Annotated in this window: 15 protein-coding genes and 2 pseudogenes; 1 reads left to right on the top strand and 16 read right to left on the bottom strand. The window is 70.6% G+C overall.

The features are described from left to right. Nucleotides 1–102 precede the first annotated feature (102 nt). Nucleotides 103–2,058: a DUF6779 domain-containing protein gene (locus tag ACFXI3_RS38335; RefSeq protein ID WP_378406298.1), complete on the bottom strand. Its 1,956-nt coding sequence runs from the start codon at nucleotides 2,056–2,058 to the stop codon at nucleotides 103–105. Nucleotides 2,059–2,127: 69 nt separating this feature from the next. Further along, a complete protein-coding gene (locus ACFXI3_RS38330; RefSeq protein WP_344265514.1) occupies nucleotides 2,128–2,580 on the bottom strand; it encodes a DUF3180 domain-containing protein in 453 nt (150 codons plus the stop codon). Nucleotides 2,581–2,650: 70 nt separating this feature from the next. Here ACFXI3_RS38330 and ACFXI3_RS38325 point away from each other — a divergent pair, with 70 nt between their 5' ends. Next, the gene (locus tag ACFXI3_RS38325; protein ID WP_377926750.1) at nucleotides 2,651–3,589 is read left to right on the top strand and encodes a MerR family transcriptional regulator; all 939 of its coding nucleotides are present in this window, start codon (nucleotides 2,651–2,653) and stop codon (nucleotides 3,587–3,589) included. A gap of 15 nt (nucleotides 3,590–3,604) precedes the next feature. Here ACFXI3_RS38325 and folK read toward each other — a convergent pair whose 3' ends face one another. From folK to dacB, 14 genes and pseudogenes are all read right to left on the bottom strand, one after another. Then, nucleotides 3,605–4,099, bottom strand: a complete 495-nt coding sequence (gene folK, locus ACFXI3_RS38320; RefSeq protein ID WP_344265520.1) for a 2-amino-4-hydroxy-6-hydroxymethyldihydropteridine diphosphokinase — start codon at nucleotides 4,097–4,099, stop codon at nucleotides 3,605–3,607. Beyond that, the gene (gene folB / locus ACFXI3_RS38315) at nucleotides 4,096–4,455 is read right to left on the bottom strand and encodes a dihydroneopterin aldolase (RefSeq protein ID WP_378406295.1); all 360 of its coding nucleotides are present in this window, start codon (nucleotides 4,453–4,455) and stop codon (nucleotides 4,096–4,098) included. The genes folK and folB overlap by 4 nt, the downstream gene beginning before the upstream one ends. After that, the gene (gene folP, locus ACFXI3_RS38310; protein ID WP_344265526.1) at nucleotides 4,448–5,254 is read right to left on the bottom strand and encodes a dihydropteroate synthase; all 807 of its coding nucleotides are present in this window, start codon (nucleotides 5,252–5,254) and stop codon (nucleotides 4,448–4,450) included. Before folP ends, folB begins: the two co-directional genes overlap by 8 nt. Before the next feature lie 26 nt (nucleotides 5,255–5,280). Further along, a pseudogene (gene folE, locus ACFXI3_RS38305) lies at nucleotides 5,281–5,625 on the bottom strand (GTP cyclohydrolase I); the annotation flags it as partial. A gap of 969 nt (nucleotides 5,626–6,594) precedes the next feature. After that, a pseudogene (locus tag ACFXI3_RS38300) lies at nucleotides 6,595–6,867 on the bottom strand (GTP cyclohydrolase I); the annotation flags it as partial. Then, nucleotides 6,839–9,244, bottom strand: a complete 2,406-nt coding sequence (gene ftsH / locus ACFXI3_RS38295; RefSeq protein ID WP_344265529.1) for an ATP-dependent zinc metalloprotease FtsH — start codon at nucleotides 9,242–9,244, stop codon at nucleotides 6,839–6,841. The pseudogene ACFXI3_RS38300 and the gene ftsH, both read right to left, overlap by 29 nt. A 206-nt stretch (nucleotides 9,245–9,450) precedes the next feature. Beyond that, on the bottom strand, nucleotides 9,451–10,272 hold the full coding sequence (locus ACFXI3_RS38290) for an ESX secretion-associated protein EspG (protein WP_344265532.1): 822 nt from the start codon (nucleotides 10,270–10,272) through the stop codon (nucleotides 9,451–9,453). Nucleotides 10,273–10,551: 279 nt separating this feature from the next. Further along, a complete protein-coding gene (locus tag ACFXI3_RS38285) occupies nucleotides 10,552–11,355 on the bottom strand; it encodes an ESX secretion-associated protein EspG (RefSeq protein ID WP_344265535.1) in 804 nt (267 codons plus the stop codon). A gap of 79 nt (nucleotides 11,356–11,434) precedes the next feature. Then, entirely contained in the window at nucleotides 11,435–12,751 is a 1,317-nt protein-coding gene (locus ACFXI3_RS38280; RefSeq protein WP_378406300.1) for a hypothetical protein, read from the bottom strand. Between the two features lie 125 nt (nucleotides 12,752–12,876). Continuing rightward, nucleotides 12,877–13,245 carry a hypothetical protein gene (locus ACFXI3_RS38275; protein ID WP_344265538.1) on the bottom strand — a complete coding sequence of 123 codons (369 nt, stop codon included), beginning with the start codon at nucleotides 13,243–13,245 and terminating at the stop codon, nucleotides 12,877–12,879. 171 nt (nucleotides 13,246–13,416) lie between these two features. Continuing rightward, a complete protein-coding gene (gene hpt / locus ACFXI3_RS38270) occupies nucleotides 13,417–13,971 on the bottom strand; it encodes a hypoxanthine phosphoribosyltransferase (RefSeq protein WP_037369179.1) in 555 nt (184 codons plus the stop codon). Nucleotides 13,972–13,974: 3 nt separating this feature from the next. Next, a complete protein-coding gene (tilS, locus tag ACFXI3_RS38265; protein ID WP_378406291.1) occupies nucleotides 13,975–14,946 on the bottom strand; it encodes a tRNA lysidine(34) synthetase TilS in 972 nt (323 codons plus the stop codon). Beyond that, on the bottom strand, nucleotides 14,943–15,959 hold the full coding sequence (locus ACFXI3_RS38260; RefSeq protein WP_344266689.1) for a zinc-dependent metalloprotease: 1,017 nt from the start codon (nucleotides 15,957–15,959) through the stop codon (nucleotides 14,943–14,945). The genes tilS and ACFXI3_RS38260 overlap by 4 nt, the downstream gene beginning before the upstream one ends. Nucleotides 15,960–16,068: 109 nt before the next feature. Continuing rightward, nucleotides 16,069–18,948: a D-alanyl-D-alanine carboxypeptidase/D-alanyl-D-alanine-endopeptidase gene (gene dacB, locus ACFXI3_RS38255; protein ID WP_378406289.1), complete on the bottom strand. Its 2,880-nt coding sequence runs from the start codon at nucleotides 18,946–18,948 to the stop codon at nucleotides 16,069–16,071. Nucleotides 18,949–18,962 lie beyond the last annotated feature (14 nt).

The raw sequence follows: 18,962 nt of genomic DNA, 5'->3' as shown, positions 1-18,962 counted from the left end.
CGCCTTGACAAGCACCCGCCGTCCGTCGTCACAATCAGCTTCGGGGTGCCCCACGCAACCAACGTGCGCAATGTCGCCGCCAGGCGACGAGCCGAAAGAGAATCAATCCTCAGCCCGACGCCGCCGCCGAGGACTCCCCTCCGTCTTCCCGTTAGCCGCAAGCAATTCCGTCACCGACCGCCCAGACGCATGATGCCCAGTATCCGCGGCCCGCCGCCCGTGCGCCGACTCCTCAACACTCTCCTCAGCAGCAGAGGACGCCTCCCAAGCAGGAGGCTCCCCCTCCGGCCGCCGCCGACGCCCGCCGGCAGGAGCCGAAACCGAAGCAGCCTCAGCCTCCGGACGACGCCGCCGCCCTCCAGATCCGCTCCCGACCGAACTCCGAACCGACTCCGGCAACGTCGGATTAACCGCGTCCGCCCCCGGAGCCCCATGCCGCCCAGTAGGCGTGTCCTCAGCCAACGGCGACAAATCCGACCGGGAGAACTGCTCCAGCCGAGACGGCGCACGAGTCTGCGGCTCAGCCGCGGTCTCCTTCTCCACCACCGGTTTCTCCGCTTTCTTCGGGGCAGGCTCAGCATGCCGATGCGCAACCGGCTCAGCAGGCCGGGAAATCGCAGTCTGCTCAGCAGCTTCCGGCCGCTCCTCCGGCCGGGGAGCAGTCCGAGCCGCCAACCGAGGCACCGGCCGCTCTTCCTTGACCGGCGGCTCCGGCTTGCTCACCGGCGCGACAGTCCGAGTCGGCTGCGCCTCGGCAGCGGGACGACGAGCAGGCTCCGGCGCGTCATTCTGCGGCCGAGCACCCCGCGTCCCCTGGTTGAACGAACCACGAGCCCGCTCAGCCTCCCGCGGCAACGGCTCAGTCACATTCCGCTGCCCACGCTCAGCGACATCCGGCTCAAACGCTTCCGGAATGACGTGCGAACCAGACTCGCTGGCCGGACGACGCTCGGCCTCATACGGCTCCGGCGCACGATCCCCACGCGGCTTCGGCGCACCCCCACGAGGACCGGCCTCCGGCGCGGCACCGCGAGCGGGCGGCCGCTCAGCATGCGCTTCCGGCGCGCCATTGCGCGGCTCACGCGCAGCGAACGCGTCCGCCACGCTCGCCCGTCCCTCATGCGGTCCCGCGTCGCCACGGCCGCCACGCGGCACGAACGCCTCCGCCAGGCTGGCCCGCGAATCACGGCCACCGCGCGGGGCCGGGCTGTCGGATTCGACGTCGTCCTCGAACGGCTCCGGCTCAGCGGGCGGTTCCGGACGCTTCGGCTTGAGACGCGGCATCTGCTGCGTGCGCAGCTGCGTCGACCGGTCGCCATTCGGGCCGGATCCGTTCAACCCAGCGCTGATCGAGCCATTCGCGCCGGAAGTCCCATTGGCGCCATTGGTCTTCGCGGCCCCGTTGCCGCCGCTGCCGCCGCCGTTCGCCGGCGCCCGGCGACGCTCCGCGGGCGTCGCGTCGAGCACCCGGTCCATGAATTCGGTCGGCCGCTCCGGAACATCGACCACCTGCTTCTTCGGAGCGAGCAGCTGGGCCGGTTTCTTGCCATTGCCGTTCTTGGTCTCAGAACCCGCGGAAACGAGCCGCTGCTCGTCGTTCAGCGAGCGCATCCGAGTCGCCTGCGCGGTGAGCGCGACGCGTTCCAGGAGCACCTCTCCGCCGAACAGCGAATGCAGGCTTTCGCGCAGCGCAGCCACTTCGGCACGCAGCGCATCCAATTCTTCTCGTGACTGTGCCTGCGCGGCCTCGCGCGTTTCCGTCTCGAGCTCGAGTTCGTACTCTCGCCGGGCCGCGATCTCGCGTTCCAGCTCCAGTTCGTACACCGCCTGCGCCTCGGCGACCGCGTCCTCGCTGTGCGCCGCGTTCTTGCGGGCGCGAACAGCGAGGAAGGCGCCGATCAAGGCTGCCCAGAGCGCCGCGACGATCCCGAGCCGGAGGTACCGGAGGTCGTCGCTCAGCACCAAAACCACGGTGGCGCCGACGGCGAGGAGCAATCCGGCGACAAGCCACGGCCTGCCAGCGCGGCGGCCGTGCGAGTCGTCACCCACGCCAGTCATGCCTGACACCGTACCTTCCGGTGATCCGAATGAGACCTAGTCGGTACTTCGAGCGGCGCCATCGACGCGTTAACCGGTCGGGGACCGACGGTCCTCCGGCGGCGTCCGGCAGCAGTGCTCGAGCCACAAACCGGCAGCTACGAGCAGCGCCGACGACACCGCCCCGACGACAGCCGACTTGCTGTCGGAGACCGCGGCTACGAGTTCGTCACGTCGCGGGAAAACATAGCCGAACGCGGCGATCCAGCCGCCGCCCAGAAACGCCCCGGCCAGCGAAGACGCCTTCGCCAGCGCGACCGCCCGCGCGATCCCGACCGCGTCGCCGTGCACCCGGCCGGACTTGATCCGCGACCGGATCGACCACGCCAACCCGGCCTCGGCGATCGCGAGCACCGCGAAGGTCACCCCGGCGAGCAACGGCAGCTGCGGCAGATCGCCGTAAGCGGCCTGGAACAGCACGTAGACCACGGCGAGGCCGAGGACCGCGGCCACGACCAGGTCCCGGGACCGCGTGAAGTGCATGACTCCACCGTACCGAGCCCGTTCTGGCAGGCTTGACTCTCCAGCGACTGGAGACTCCACGATGCCTGACATGCCTGCCACCACGGTCTTCACGATCGGCGAACTGTCCCGGCGCACCGGGCTGCCGGTGAAGACCATCCGGTTCTACTCCGACGAGGGCCTGCTCCCGCCCACGCAGCGGACCGGAGCCGGCTACCGGCTGTACGACGCGCACGCGCTCGCCCGGCTGGAGCTGGTCCGGACGCTGCGCGAACTGGGCATCGGCCTGCCTGACGTGTCCCGCGCCCTGGCGCGGGAGACGACGGTGCGCGACCTGGCGACGAGCCACGTCGACGCGCTGGACGAGCAGATCCGGCGGTTGCGGCTGCGCCGCGCGGTATTGCGCGCGGTGCTGAAACGGGATTCCGAGCTGGAGGAAGTGAAACTGATGAATCGCATCGCCCAAATGCCGGACGAGGAACGCCGCCGTTTGGTGGACGAGTTCTGGTCCGAAATGATGGAGGGGCTCGATGTCGATCCCGAGTTCTACGCGCGAATGCAATCGGCGAAACCGGATCTTCCGGATGATCCGGCGCCAGAACAGCTGGAGGCCTGGATCGAGTTCGCCGAACTCGTGCGGGACCCCGAGTTCCGGCAGTCCATCCGCACGATGAGCGAGCGGCATTCGGCCACGCGGGAAGCGGGCGAGTACGAGCAGCCGACGAAGGCCCAGCAGGAGAACTGGGAGGCCTGGATGGCCGACGCCCGGTCCGCGCTCGACGCGGGCCACGCGCCGGACTCCCCGGCCGGCCGGGCGCTGGCGGACGCGATCGCGACCGCCTCGGCGCTGCCCGGCCAGGACCCGGCCGAGCCGGCGGTCCGTTACAAGATGGCCGACGGAATCGCTGTCGGGGCGGATCCGCGCGCCGAGCGGTACTGGCAGTTGCTCGCGACGATCAACGGCTGGCCCGCCATCCCGAGCAGGCAGGACGAGATTCAGTTCCTGCTGGCGGCGCTGCGGGCTTCGTAAGCGGTCGACCCTGGACTAGGCCAGGGTGAGGTCGGGCCGCAGGACGACGCCCGCCCGGTCGGCTTCCGGCAGCCGGGCGAGCAGGTCGGCGGCCCGGCCGTGCCCGGGGACCTCGGCGTCCGGGTCGATCTCGAGCCACGGGATCAGCACGCTCGCCCGGTCCGGGGTCCCGGGGTGCGGCAGCAGCAGCTCCGGATCGTCGGAGAGCACGCCCTGCACTGTCACTATGTCGACATCCAGCGTGCGCGGGCCCCAGCGCAGTTCGCGCACCCGGCCCGCTGCCTGTTCGGCAGCCTGCCCGGCGCGCAGCCACGCCCAGTGGTCGCGCGCCGGGTCGTCGACGATGCACAGCGCGTTCAGGAAATCCGGCTGGTCCTCGACGCCCCACGCCTTCGTTTCGTACACCCCGGACACCGCGACGAGCGCCGGGCGCACCGCGTCGACCGCACTGCGCAGATAGCCGAGCCGGTCGCCGAGATTGGAGCCCAGGGACAGGACCGCGCGGCTCACCGCTCCCGCCGGATGGTCACCGCGACGTCGTCAAAGGTCAGCGGGATCGGCGCGGACGGCTTGTGCACGGTGACCTCGACGGCGGTCAGCCGGTCGTCGCGCATGACCTCGTCGGCGATCTTCCCGGCGACGCTCTCGATCAGGTCGTACGGCTCCCCGGCGACGATCCCCGCCGCCAGCTCGGCCAGCTCGCCGTAGTGCAGCGTCTTGGTGAGGTCGTCCGACGCCGCGGCGGGCCCGAGGTCGAGCCACGCGACGATGTCGATGCCGAATTCCTGCCCGTCGCGCTTCTCGTGCTCGAAGACGCCATGTCGGCCGAACACGCGCAACCCGGTGAGCGTGATGCGGTCAGCCATCGGCCCGTCCTTGCTGCCAGGCCGCGGCCACCGCCACGGCGTCCAATGAGGCCCCCACCTCGTGCACCCGCACCCCCCAAGCGCCGGCCGCGGCGGCCAGCGCGGAAATCGACGCGGTGGCGACCTCGCGGCCGTCCGGCGGCCTCGGCACTCCGTCCTTTCCGGACAGCAGCCGGCCGAGGAAACGTTTGCGCGAAGCACCCACCAAAACCGGGAAACCCAAGTCCAGCAACGAATTCAGCCCGTGCAGCAACGCCCAGTCGTGCTCGGCGTGCTTCGCGAACCCCAGACCGGGGTCGAGCACGATCTCGCTCTCGGAAACCCCGGCCGCGATCGCCTCGTCGACCCGCTCCAGCAGCTCGCCGCGCACTTCGGCGACGACGTCGGCGTACGTGGCCAGAGCGTTCATGTCCTTGCTGTGCCCGCGCCAGTGCATCAACACCCACGGCGCTTTGGTCTCCGCCGCGACCCGTCCCATCGCCGGATCGGCAAGCCCGCCGGACACGTCGTTGATCACTTTCGCGCCGGCCGCCACCGCGGCTTCGGCGACCGCGGCCCGCGTGGTGTCGACCGACAGCACCACGCCTTCGGAAGCCAGCTGCCGGATCACCGGCAGGATGCGCGCGGCCTCGGTCTCCGCGTCGACCCGCGAGGCACCGGGCCGCGTCGACTCGCCACCGACGTCGATCAGGTCCGCGCCGCGCGCCCACATCTCGCGCGCGTGCTCCAGCGCCTGGTCGAGATCGAGGTACCGGCCGCCGTCGGAGAACGAATCCGGCGTCACGTTCAGCACGCCCATCACGGCACACCGCCCCGGCCGGGGGATCACCGGCGACCCCGGATCAGCTCGATCGCCTCGGCGCGCGACGTCGCCGACGACCGCAGCATCCCGCGCACCGCCGACGTGGTCGTGCGCGAACCCGGCTTGCGGATCCCGCGCACCGACATGCACAAATGCTCCGCCTCCACGACCACGATCACGCCGCGCGGCTCCAGCCTCCGCACGAGCGCGTCGGCGATCTGCGAGGTGAGCCGCTCCTGCACCTGCGGGCGGCGAGCGTAGAGATCGACCAGCCGGGCGAGCTTCGACAGCCCGGTGACCTTGCCCTCGCCGTTCGGGATGTAGCCGACGTGGGCTACGCCGTGGAAGCTGAGTAAATGGTGTTCACAGTTGTGCGTCAAATGCCCGCCGATCAGGAAGGTCGGATGCGGCTCGCATTTGAAGCTATACACGGTGTAAGGCTTCGCCCCACTGGCCGTCACTGGCTTCACTGACACCACTTCGACGTACTCGGACTCGATCAGATCCGTGGCGTAGTCACCCTGAGGGAAACCGTGCCGTCGCATCCAGCTGTCAGCGACGTACAAAGCCGAGGCGGGTGCTTTGCGTGGCGTGAATCGCGCCCCGATCACCGTCGCCAAGTCCTCTAGGAACGGGATATTCGCGCTGGTGGCGAAGCGTCCGGGATGCCCCTTGGCGGCGCACCCGTCGCCGTCGATATAGCCATCCAAGAAGCCGTTGAACGTCGACACGTCATTCAATACGACCATCGGGAAACGCTGCCGCTGGTGATGGGCATCGCCGCCGACGTACTGGCGCAAGAGGTCTGCCAGATACGACGACACGACCCGTACCCGGAAGCCGGGTGCCGGGCGACCGAGATAGCCAGACGGACGGCTGACCGGTTCGAGTTTCGCCTGGATCCCGAACGCGCGGTACAGACCTTCGGCGAACTTCTTTGCGAAGTCGCGGTCGTTGACGACCAGCGAGACATAACGGTCAGAGACCGTCCCATCAGAACAGACCGCACCGATCACATACCCGAAGTCGTAACCGAGGGTCGGCTTCCAGCGGTTGCGACAGAGCTTCCGCGCCGAAGTCCACTCGATGAACGTCCCTTCGACGTCCTTCGCTTCCTTCCAGCCCTCCGGAGTCGCCAGCGGATGATCTGGCGTCACGCGGAAGCTGCCCGCCGACGTAGTGACTTCGACCAGTTCACGGGTCTTGTGAGAGCTGACCTGGGTGACCGTCGTTTCTTCGACGTTGCCGCCGACAAGCGTCCAAAGCCGATCGCCCGTCTCGACCTCCATGGCCCGTTTGGCTCCAGCGACCGTGTTGACAGTCTGCCTGCTCGGCACGCATGTCGAATACATCGGGATGTCCGTGACGAGCACGAGCTCCTCGTGCGATTCGTCGAACGTCTTCGCCAGCACCTCGTCCGGATCGGTGTAGAGGCCGGCGAACATCTCCTGGTAAGCGCGAGCGACCCGGGCCGGGGTGTCCTGGAGACCGTCCCGATCCGGGTCTTCGCCGCAGGCGAGCAGCAGCTCGCGAACGGCGCGCTCCGCCCGGTCGGCATCGAAGACCGGGCGGATGCCGTCTTTACTGCTTGTCTGTTCCGTCGACGTCACGCCGATGCTGCCCCTCGTCCGGCTGCTGGCCGTTCGCGCCGTCGGCGAACCAGCCCTGCTCACGCGGACGGTCTTCGGCGGGGCGCCACGGCTGCTGGCCGCCCGGGGACGTCGCCGGGGTCCAGCCCGGAGGCGCCCCGTAGTTCGGCGGTCCGCTCTGCGCACCGCCAGGGCCACCGGGCTGGTAGCCGCCGCCTGCCGGACCGCCCGGCTGCTGCTGACCACCATACGGCTGGCCCCAGCGGCCGGTGCCGTTCGGCCCGCCGACCGGACGGCCGCCGTTGGCGGGCGGGGCGTACGGGTTCGCGTTCGGGTCCGGAGCCTGGTACGGCGGGCCGCCGGGCAGCTCGCCCGCGCCCGGGGCCGTGCCGACCGGGGTCGGCGCGGGCTGCAGAGCGGGCTTTTCCTTCTCCGGAGCAGGCGGCGGCCACGGCTCGCCGCGCTCCATCGCCAGCTCGCCCGGGGTCTTGATCGGCGGCTTGTCCGACGGCGTGCGCTCGCCGAACTCGTTGAAGACGGTGATGTGCGGGCGCTTCTCGACGGTCGCGAAGATCCGCTCGAGGTCCTTGCGCTGCAGCGTTTCCTTCTCCAGCAGCTCCATGACCAGATTGTCGAGCACGTCGCGGTAGGTGTTGAGCACGTGCCACGCCTCGGTGTGCGCGGTCTCGATGAGCTTGCGCACCTCCTCGTCGATCTCGTGCGCCACCTCGAGCGAGTAGTCGGCCTGGCGGCCCGCGGACCGGCCGAGGAACGGGTCGCCCTGCTCCTGGCCGTACTTGACCGCGCCCAGCCGAGCGCTCATGCCGTATTCGGTGACCATCGCGCGAGCGATCTTCGTCGCCTGCTCGATGTCCGAAGAAGCACCGGTGGTGGGCTCGTGGAAGACGAGCTCCTCGGCCGTGCGGCCGCCCATCGCGAAGACCAGCCTGCCGATCATTTCCGACCGGGTCATCAGCTGCTTGTCGTCCTCCGGCACCAGCAGCGCGTGCCCGCCGGTGCGGCCGCGAGGCAGGATCGTCAGCTTGTAGACCGGTTCGATGTCCGGCATCGCCCACGCGGCGAGCGCGTGCCCGCCCTCGTGATAGGCGGTGATCTTCTTCTCCTTCTCGGAGATGATCCGGCTCTTGCGCGCCGGACCGCCGACCACGCGGTCGACCGATTCCTCGAGCGCGACGTCGGTGATCACGTGCCCGTTCTCGCGGGCGGTGAGCAGCGCGGCCTCGTTCAGCACGTTGGCCAGGTCCGCGCCGGACATGCCGACGGTGCGCTTGGCCAGCCCGGTCAGGTCGGTGCCCTGCGCGATCGGCTTGCCCTTGGCGTGCACCTCGAGAATCGCCTTGCGGCCGAGCAGGTCCGGCGCGGACACCGGGATCTGCCGGTCGAACCGGCCGGGGCGCAGCAGCGCCGGGTCGAGGATGTCCGGCCGGTTGGTGGCCGCGATCAGGATGATGCCGCCGCGGGCGTCGAAGCCGTCCATCTCGACCAGCAGCTGGTTCAGCGTCTGCTCGCGCTCGTCGTGGCCGCCGCCGAGGCCGGCGCCGCGCTGGCGGCCGACCGCGTCGATCTCGTCCACGAAGATGATGCACGGCGCGTTCTGCTTCGCCTGCTCGAACAGGTCGCGAACCCGCGACGCGCCGACACCGACGAACATCTCGACGAAGTCCGAACCGGAGATCGTGTAGAACGGCACGCCCGCCTCGCCCGCGACAGCTCGCGCGAGCAGCGTCTTGCCGGTGCCGGGCGGCCCGTAGAGCAGCACGCCCTTGGGGATCTTCGCGCCGAGCGCCTGGTAGCGCGCCGGGTTCTGCAGGAAGTCCTTGATCTCGTACAGCTCTTCGACCGCTTCGTCAGCGCCCGCGACGTCGCCGAAGGTCGTCTTCGGCATGTCCTTGTTGAGCTGCTTCGCCTTCGACTTGCCGAAGTTCAGGACGCGGTTCCCGCCGCCCTGGGCGTTGTTCATCATCCACATCAGCAGGCCGAGCACCAGCGCCAGCGGGATCGCGAAGATCAGGATCTGGGTCAGCAGGCTCTGCTGGGTGACCTTGGTGGTGAACTTGACCGGCTGGCCGCCGTTCTGCGCGGCGATCAGCTTGTCGTAGATCTCGTGCGTGGCGTTCGCGGGGAACTGCGCGATGATCTGGTCAGTCTGCTGGCCGTCGACGTCGATCTTCTGCGTGAGCTGCAGTTTGAGCTGCTGCTCCTTGTCTTCGAGGCTGGCTTCCTTGATGTGGTTCTGGGCGACCTGGTTCATCGCCGTCGAAATAGGAGCCTGGGTGTAGCCACGATCGCTGTCGAAGATCGTGTTGTAGGCGAACAACGCCAGCAACCCCGCGACGATCCACAGCAGTGGGTTCCTGAGCACGCTCTTCCGGTTCATACGACTCGGCCCTTGCGGCCTCGACCCTCCCTGGTTGGGCGGCTCCTGTGATACCCGCCATCGCGATCTTGACAACCCGTGGGCGCCGCAGGGCACCCGTCCCACCAGGGTACCGTCCGGGCGGGCGGGGAAGCCTGGCGAGCCTCTCGCAGGTCAACGGCCAATCCCGCGCGAGGGTTCCCGTTCCGGGACGACACGTCACCCGGCTATCGGGTGTCGACCGCCACTGAAGCCACCATTTCACCCAGCCTGCTCCGCAGCGTCGCCGGGTCCGCCGGGGCGACGGTGACCCATTCGCGGCCGTCCGAACCCGCCCTCGACAAGCTCAAATACCGTCCGGTGGCGGTGTCGAACCAGCCGAGCACCCGGGACCGCTGCCGGTGTCCCAGCTGGGATCGGCTGTTCGCTGCGAGCTGACCTCCGCGCAGCCGCGGCTGGCCCGCGATGAGCCCGTAGGTCTCGCGCGGATCGACGGTGGCGCGCTCGCTGAGCGACTGGCGCTTCGCCCGCCGTCCGCCCTTCTCCTCGGACTGCCCGCCGCCCGCGGCGACCGGCACCCGGATCGGCTGGGTGTGCAACGCCTCGTCCAGCGGAAGAGTGACCGACGCCTCACTTCCGCGCGGGCCGCCGGGCAGCAGCTCGACGATCGTGGACACCAGCGCGTCCGGCTGGATCTCGCGCAGCCAGATGCCGTCCGCGTCCTGGATCGCGACCACGCCGGTGCGCTCGTCGCCCGCGGCGAGCAGCGCGACCGGATGCGCCTCGAACTGCGGGATGTGCAGCGCGTCGATGGAGTGCGGGGCGCGCGCGAGCAGCGTCAGCCAGTCCTCGACGTCCGGCTCGACCCGGCCCCGGGAATCGCGGATGCCGCGGGCCTTCAGCTCGGTGTCGACCCGGTGCCGCAGCGACACGCGCTCGTCCTCGGTCGCCCCGTGCGAGCGCACGCGCAGCGGGTAGGGCAGCTCGCCCAGCTCGACCGACTCCCACAGGAAGTCGAATGCCAGCGGCGAGAAGAACTCTTGGTGCATCCGGTGCTGCTCACCCTCCGGTCAACGATTTCCGGCCCAGCGTAGCGCCGGATCGGCAGTCTTCAAGCGGCTCAACGCCACATTGGGTGCGTCAGCCGCCCCAAAGTGGCGTTCGGTGCGTCCCGCGCACCCAATGTGGCGTTCGGTGCATCCTGCGCACCGAATGTGGCGTTGGTTGCGTCAGATGCACCCAATGCCACATTGGGGCGGTTTCAGCCGAGTGGGGCCGAGCCGGTCAGCGCGGGTCAGGCAGAGCGGGTCAGAGCTGGTCAGAGCGGGTCAGAACGCGCCCGCGCTGGCCTGGTCGGCCACCCCGGCGAGCATTTCGCCGAGGCGGTGCCGCAGCGTCGCCGGGTCGGCGGGGGCGATGGTGATCCAGTCGCGTCCGTCGTGGCCCTGGCTGGCTTGCGTGAAATACCGCCCGGTTTCGGTGTCGAACCAGCTCAGCACCGTCGAACGGCTGCGTCCGCCGAGCCGGTTGCGGGCGTTCGCGCCGATCTGGCCGCCGCGCAGGCGTTGCTGGGCGTGCAGCCGGGCGAGAGCCTTGCGGTCCTCGTCCACGCTCGCGCGACCGGAGGCGTCCACCTGGTTGCCACGCCGCTGCATGAAGTCCACGCCGGACGCGCCGACCAGCTGCTCCAGCGGCACGGTGATCGACTTCTCGCTGCCGCGCGGAGCGCCCGGCAGCAGCGAGATGATCGCCGTGGCCAGGCCGTCCGGCGCGCACGGGTGCAGGTGCAGCCCGCGCTGGTCCTGCACGGCGAACAGGCCGTCGCCGTTGGCGCTGCCCGCGACCGCGAGCAGCGGTTCGCCGTTCGGGTCGAGCAGCTGGACGGTGTCGAGGCTGACGTCCGGCGAGGCGAGGATGCCGAAGTAGTCCTCGACGTGCGGAGCGGGCCTGCCGCGATCGTCGGCGAGCCCCCGGTCGGCGAGCGCGCCGAGCGTGCGCGTGCGCAGCGCCGAGCGCTCGTCCATCGTCGCGCCGTGCGAACGGATCCGCAGCGGATACGGCAGCTCGCCCATCCCGGCCGACTCCCACAGGAAGTCCACCTCGATCGGCGCGAGCAGCTCCGCGTTCGGCATCGACCAACCCCCTACCCCGAGTGTTTGCGAACGCTCGCGGGCGCGTGACCACTCCGGTCACGCGCCCGCGAGCACTGCGTCAGTTGTCGTCGTCCGACCACGCGCCGATGACCGGCGGCGGGGTGGCCTCGTTGGCCCCGAACGCGTCGTCCGGGTCCGGCTCGATGAGGAACGAGGCGTGCGTGTGCTCCTCGTCCTCTTGGCCGGCGCCGTGCGCGCCCGCACCGCCCATGCCGCCGCCCATCGGGCTCATGCCGCCCTGGGACTGGCCGATGGTGCCGCCCGCCGGGACCACGCCCTGCTGCTGCGGAGCCGCCGACGCGGCGCTCTGCCCGTTCTGGTGCTCGGACGCGGCGGAGGTCTTGCCTTCCTCCTCCTTGCGCGAACCGCTGCGGTTGCCCTCGCCGAGCTTGCCGCCGGCGAGCCCGGCTCCAGCGCCGATGGCGCCGAGGCCGAGCGCGGAACCGAGGCCGCTGCCGCCCGTGCTCGCGGGGGCGGCCGGAGCGACCGGGGCCGCGCCGACGCCGGAACCGGCGCCAACGCCCGTGCCCACGCCGGCGCCGCCGGCGAGCGCGCCGCCCTCGAGACCGGAGGTGCCGTACTTGCCCGAGTCGGCCGAGACGTGCGCCGGAGCGCCGTGCCCGGCGACTCCCGCGCCGCCGGCCGCGCCGTGTGCGCCGACCGTGCCGAAGTTGGCCGGGGAACCGAGCGCGCCCGGACCGTCGGTGTGGCCGATGTTGTTGACGTTGTTGAACGAGTTGCCGTTGAAGTGCGACGCGGTCGGCTTCATGCCGAGCGAATCCGGGCCGAAGCTCGGGGTCGAGCCGTCGACCTCGCTCATCGCCTGGGTGTAGGCGTTGAAGAACGCGACCTGCTGCGCCTTGACGTCGTTCGCGGCGTCCGCCTGCGCCTTCTGGTCCGCGGCCATCGCGGCCGGGCCGCCCGCGAGCGCGGCCGTCATGGCCTGCTTCGGGTCGTAGTCGCGCGGGGCCGGCATCTTCTTGACCTCGGCGGCCGCAGCGGCCTGCCGGGCGAGCTTGTCGGCCATCGTGTGCGCGGCGTCGGAGGCCTGCGTGCCCGAGTTGGCGATCGCCACGAGCGCGCCCTGCGCACCCGCCGCACCGTGGCCGACCCAGACGTTGCCCAGTTCGCTGATCGCGGTGTACAGGTCGTCGGACGCCTGCTTCAGCTCGGTGCCGTGCTTGGTCCAGTGCTGCCCGGTCGACTCCGCGGTGCCCGGGTCGTTGTCCGTGGTCGCGCCGACGTAGAGCTGGTGGCTTTCCTGCGACTGCCAGTTCGGCGGGTTGCCGATGGCGCGGTCGCCGCCGATCTCGAAGCCGCCGGAGCTGCTGCGCGCGGAGGCGACGATGTCGTTGGCCGCCGAGTTCGAGCCCATCGCGACGGCGGAGCCGGGCGCGGGGACCGAGGACGACGTGCCGTAGCCGGAGGTGTTGTAGCCCGATCCGTCCGGGGCCGAGGTGGTGGTGTTCGGTGCCATGACTGCGTGATCCCCCTAGGACGTCAGGCCTTGTTGCGGAACGGGTCGCCGGCGGACTGGTCGATCTCGTGGTAGCGGGCCATCGCCGCGACGATGCCTTCCTCCGCCGCCTGGTACTGGCTGAGCAGGTTCTGCAGCGCGGACGAGTAGGAGTCGCCGCCGCCGTCGGCGCGCTGCACGAACTTGGTCGCCATCGCCTTGCCGACCGGGTTCGCGCCGAGCTTCGGCGGCTGCGCGAGCGTGCCCGCGCTGTTCAGGAGAGCTTCGACCGCGTCGCGCCCGGTCCGGATCTTCTTCAGCACGGTCTGCGCGGCATCCGGGTCGATTCCGACCTGGCCGTTGACAGCGGCGTTCTTGAACGCCGCGGCATCCGCCGAGCTGTTGTTGCCCATCTGCCCTCTCTCCGTTCCCCCGCGCGAGGACCAGCCCGTCGGCTGGTGTCACTCGTCCGCATGGCAATAGGTCTTCGCATAGGTTAACGCACCTGGTCGAGCCCTATGACGCGATTTCGGGCTTCCGGGTTCCGCACCCGAAAGTATTACCGTGAACCGTGCCGAACCGGACTATCCGGACGTGTAGACGTGCGGATCGAGCGTGCCGATGTAGGGCAGGTCGCGGTAGCGCTCGGCGTAGTCGAGGCCGTAGCCGACCACGAACTCGTTGGGGATGTCGAAGCCGATGTATTTGACCGGCACCTCGACCTTCACGGCTTCCGGCTTGCGCAGCAGCGAGACGACCTCGAGCGAGGCCGGGTTCCGGCTCGCCAGGTTCTTCAGCAGCCAGGACAGGGTGAGCCCGGAGTCGACGATGTCCTCGACGATCAGCACGTCGCGGCCGGCGATGTCGCGGTCGAGGTCCTTCAAGATCCGCACCACCCCCGACGACGAGGTCGACGACCCGTAGGACGACACGGCCATGAACTCCAGCTGCGTCGGCACCGGAAGCGCCCGCGCGAAGTCGGTCATGAACATGACGGCGCCCTTGAGGACGCCGACCAGGAGGAGGTCGCCCTGGCCGTTCTCCGGGTGGTCGGCGGCGATCTTCGCCGCCAGCTCCGCGATCTTGTCTTTGATCTGCTGCTCGGTGATGAGCACGGAGGCGATCTCGCCCTCGTACACGGGTCATTCCCCTCGGGTGGTGGGTTCGGGTCCGGCAAGCGAAAGCCTGCCACGCCGCCGTCGAGCCTCCAAGTTGCCTGGCAGCCACACCCCGCCCTGACCCCGCCAGCGGGCCACGAGCGCGTCGACCGAACGCAGGTGCGCGTCGGTCAGCTCGCGGACCCCGGAGTTCAGCAGCCACCTGCGGAGAACCCGTCTGCGCAGCGCAGCGGGCTCGGCCGCGAGCACGGCTACGTCGAGGTCGTCTTCGCGGGCCGCGCGCTCGTGCACGCGCGCGGCGAGTGTGTCCAACGCCTCGGTGTCTTCGCGCAGCTGTGCGGCCGTACGGGCTAAAGCTGGAGCGACTCCACCCGACAGGACGTCCTCCAGCAGCGGCAGTGCTTCCGTACGCAGCCGTACGCGGGTGAAGCGTGGATCTGCGTTGTGCGGGTCTTGCCACGGCTCTAGGCCGAGTTCTGCGCACGCCGCAACGGTTTGCGCGCGAGTGATGCCGAGCAGCGGACGGCCCCACGGCGGATCGTGCGGACGCATGCCGGCCAGCGAGCGCGGTCCGGAGCCACGGCCTAGACCGAGCAGCACCGTCTCGGCTTGGTCGTCTTGGGTGTGGCCGAGCAGCACGAGCCCTTCGCCGTTTGGCAACGCTTCGCGCAGCGCGTGGTACCTCGCAGCGCGCGCGGCTGCTTCGGGACCGCCTTTGCCCACGACGTGCACAGCGTGCACCTCGACGACGTCGATACCGACGCTCTTCACGACTGTCGCTGCTTCAGCGGCAACGGCGGCTGAATCGGCCTGAAGACCATGGTCGACGACGAGCGCCCGCGTACGGACGTCTCGGTGCCGAAGGACGTACGCCGTCGCTTCAGCGAGCGCTAAGGAGTCCGCGCCGCCCGACACCGCGACGCACACTTCGCTCGGAACAGCGACCGTCGCGAGGAAATCGCGGACCGCTGTCCGGACCGCGGCGAGCGCGCTCACCCGTGCAGTCGCCGCACCCAGGCCGCGGGGTCGGCGATCTCGGCGCGAGTCGGCAACGTGTTCGGCGAGCGCCAAACCTTGTTGAACCCGTCCATCCCGACCGCGTCGACCACGTGCCGCGTGAACTTCGCGCCTTCCTCGTACTGGCGGATCTTCGCGTCGAGGCCGAGGACCGCGCGCAGCAGACGGTCGAAAAGCCCGCCGCCCTGACGACGCGCGGTGAATCGCGCGCGAATCTGTTCGACGCTGGGCACGACCTGCGGACCGACCGCGTCCATCACGTAGTCCGCGTGGCCCTCCAGCAGCGTGGACAACGCCAGCAGCCGATCGAAAACCGAACGCTCCTTCGGCGACTGCAGCAGCTCCGCGATGCCGCCGCCCTTGCCGCGGTTGCGCAGCGCGTCGGGCAGCCTGCCGACCAACTCGGCCAGCCCGTCGGTGGAACTCTCCGCGAGCCCGGACACGAGCCGCTCGACCTCGTCGGCGAAGTAGTCACGCAGCCACGGCACCGCGGTGAACTGCAGCCGGTGCGTGCATTCGTGCAGGCAGACCCACAGCCGGAAATCGCGCGCGGGGACCTTCAGCGCGCGCTCGGCGGCCACCACGTTCGGCGCGACGAGCAGCAGTTCGCCCTTGTTCTCCTCGCCGCCGAACGGGTCGTACTGGCCGAGCACGCGGGACGCCAGGAACGCGAGCAGCAGCCCGGTCTGCACGCCCGCGCCGGACGCCAGGATCGGGCCGAGCGGGCCGCCTTGCGCCGCGGGCAGCGCGCGACCGGTGAGCACGCCGAGACCGGACGCCGCGGACCGCACCCAGCCGGGCCGGTCCACCACGGTGCCGGGCAGCAGCGGCAGGTCGAGGCCGAGGCCGGTCAGCTCGCGGACGTGCCCCTCCGCCTCGGCGGTCAGCTCCCGCAGGTCGACCACCGCGCGGTCGGCCTCGCCTCGGGCGACCTGCGGGCCGCCGCGCACCAGCAGCGCGCCGGTGGCGGCTGCCCGGTCCCAGTCGACCATGGGCCGCCGTCGGGTCTCGGTTTCCTGGCTCACCCCTCCGACGCTACCTTCCGGTCCGGAATTGTGGGCAGCTCAGCCGTGCGGGTTCAGCGAGTCGGCTCAGTGCGGGCTACTTGCACCCGCAGCCTCGCAAGGCCGTCGCCAGCACGTCGAGCGCCGCCTGCCCGGAGTTCTTCTCCGAGCCGTTGGACATGAACGCGAAGGCGAGCACGCGGTTGTCGCTGTCGAGCACATACCCGGCGAGGGTGTTGACGCCGGTGAGCGTGCCGGTCTTGGCCCGCACCCAGCCCTTGCCGCCCTGGGTTTCGCCCGAGTGGTAGCGACCGTGCAGCGTGCCTTCCGGGCTGCCCGCGACCGGAAGACCGGCCAGCAGCGGACGCAGCTTCGGCGTGTTCGGGTCCTTGCCGTCCGGACCGGCCGCCGCGGCGAGCACCTGTGCCAGCAGCCTGGCCGGCACTTTGTTCTGATTGGACAGTCCACTCGTGTCGAACAGCTGAAGCCCGTTGACGTCGAAACCGTGGTCCGCCAACACCTTCTTCACCGCGGCGGCGGCGCCGGCGAACGACGCTTCCCCGCCGGTGGCCATCGCGACCTGGCGGCCGAGCGAATCGGCGAGCACGTTGTCGGAGATCTGCAGCAGCGCGTACGCGAGATCCGGCAGCGGAGCCGACTGGACTTCGCCGAGCACCTTCGCGCCGTCCGGAGCCTTGGCGGCGCCGGCCGGGCTCGCGCCGAGCTTCTCCGCGACGAGCTGGGTGAGCGCGGTCCCCGGGTTGCCCGAGCGCATGGTCTCGTCGACCTTCGGGTTGCCGCGTCCGCCGTCGGTCATGGCCGGGACGATCGGCGCGCCGTACAGCGACGGCGCGTCGCCCGGCTCCCAGCCCGGCGCCGTGTTCGGACCGCTGAAGGCACTGGCGTCGAGCTGCACCTTCTTGATGTCGCCGCCGGCCTTCTTGGCCTGGTTGACGAGGTCGTCGACGTGCGCGGCACCCGGGTAGAGCGGCGAATCGGTGCCGACCGGCAACGCGGTCAGCGACGGGTCGCCGCCGCCGACGATGACGACCGTGCCCGGCTGCGCGCCCTGGACGATCTTGGTGGAGATCCGCTTCGTCGGCTCCATCGCGAGCAGTGCCGCGGAGACGGTGAGGATCTTCGTGGTCGACGCCGGGGTCAGCGGGGTGTTCGACGCGTGGTCCCACAGCACGGTGCCGCTGGCCGGGTCGATCACACTGCCGCTGAGCTGGGAAAGCGCTGCCGCACCGGCCGGACCGGACAGCTTCGAGGCGACCCCGTTCGCGGACGGTCCCTGTGCGGAGGTGTCCGGGCCGTGCAGCGCGAGGCTGGCGTCGGAGGGGTCGGGCTCGCTGCCCTTCGGCGCGTTCGGCGCCCACGGCAACCCAAGCCGGTTGGAAACGGCAGGCACGGCCGACGCACCACCCGCGGCGGCCAGCAGAAGCAGCACGACGAGCGCCAGGATCAACGCCTTCCGGCGCGGCTTCTTCCCCTCGGGCCGAGGCGCGTCGTCCGCGGGCGGAATCGGCCCGGCACCGGCAGGCGGCTCCGGCGGATACTGCTCCGCGGCGTCGCGCGGCGGAATCTGCTCCGGACCTGGGCGTTCGGAGAAACCTTCGGCCTGCGCGGGAATCCCGACGGTCGCCTCCGACGGCCCCTGGTTCAGGAAGCCCTCGGGCGGCCGCGGAATCCCGACGGTCGCCTCAGCCGGGAACTGACCGCCAGCCGGGTCGATCCGCATCGGCCGCACGTGACTGGCACCTGCGGGCGGGACGGTGCCCGGCTGCGGTTCGGGCAGCCCTGGGCGGACGGGGATTTCGATCTGCTGCGACCACGGCTCGGATCCTGATTCGTTCCGGCCTGCCTGCGACTCGTCTCCGGCACGGCTGGACTGACCCTGGTTGGAGCTGGCGGCCCAGTTTTCCCGGGACTCGCTCCCGGCTCGGCCAGGCTGAACCGGATTGAGCCGAGCGGCTGCGGACCCCGGGATCGGGCCGGATTCGCCCTGGAAACCAGTCCGGTCGTCCCCGCCGCGACCTGGCTGAGCACCGGCGTCGCCCCGGCCGGACTGGCCGGCGGCACCGGATTCGCCGGAGCCGGAGTCGTTGCGGAAGGCGGTCCAGCCCTCCTTGGGCGGCTCCTCTCCCTGCTCGTCCCGCGCGACGATCGGGCGGAACGCCGCCCAGCCTTGGTTGTTGTCGCCCGCTCCCGGCGTTTCGTCCCGGAACGCGGCGAACTGCCCCGGCTTGCCCGCGGGCTCGCCCGTCCCAGCAGCCTGACCCGATTGGCCCGACTGACCCGGCTGGCCGGACTGGAACGGATTCCACCCCTGCCCTTCGCTCGAAGCTCCAGAACCAGACCCGGCGGGCTCGAACAGCGAGTTCCCCGGCTTCCGCGCGGCCTGCCAAGCGGGTGAAGAATCCTGCTGACCAGGCGAAACATTCGGCTGCGCCCGCACCGTCTGCTCCGCGGCCCCCTCCGCCGACGGCCTCGGCTGCTGCTGCGAAACCTGGAAAGTCTTCTCCGCGGCCCCCTCGGCGGAATCGACCGTCGAAGACTGCGCCGTCGCCTCGGCATCCGGGCGACCAGCGTTGTCCCCCGGCCGCGGCACCCCGGCCACGAACCGGGTCGGCCCTTCCACCGGCACCCACGGCGCCTGCGGTTTCGGCTCCTCAGCGCGACCAGACGGCGTGGGCACCGACGTGCCGCTCATCCGGTCCGCGAGATTCGACCGGGGCGGTTCCGGCGGCGCGGCGGGGGCGTCCGAGGGCGCGTTGAGCCCGGGGACCTCCTCGGGCGGGACGTTCGGCCGGAACCACGATCCCGGCCCGTCTCCCGGTGTGACGTTCGGCACGGAAAGCTGCGCGGTGGCTCCCGCGTCGCGCTTGGGCAGGGGGAGGCGGGAGGTCGCCCGGTCCGCCTGGGACGAGGTGTCCTCGTCGCCCGTGGGCCACCTCGGCTGGTCGTTTTCCGGCACCCACCACTCCTTCT

This window comes from Amycolatopsis sp. NPDC059235 (assembly GCF_042754125.1).
Lineage (GTDB): Bacteria > Actinomycetota > Actinomycetes > Mycobacteriales > Pseudonocardiaceae > Amycolatopsis > Amycolatopsis albidoflava.
The sequence above is the reverse complement of the archived record's forward strand: the minus strand, read 5'-3'. Positions and strand labels throughout refer to the sequence as shown.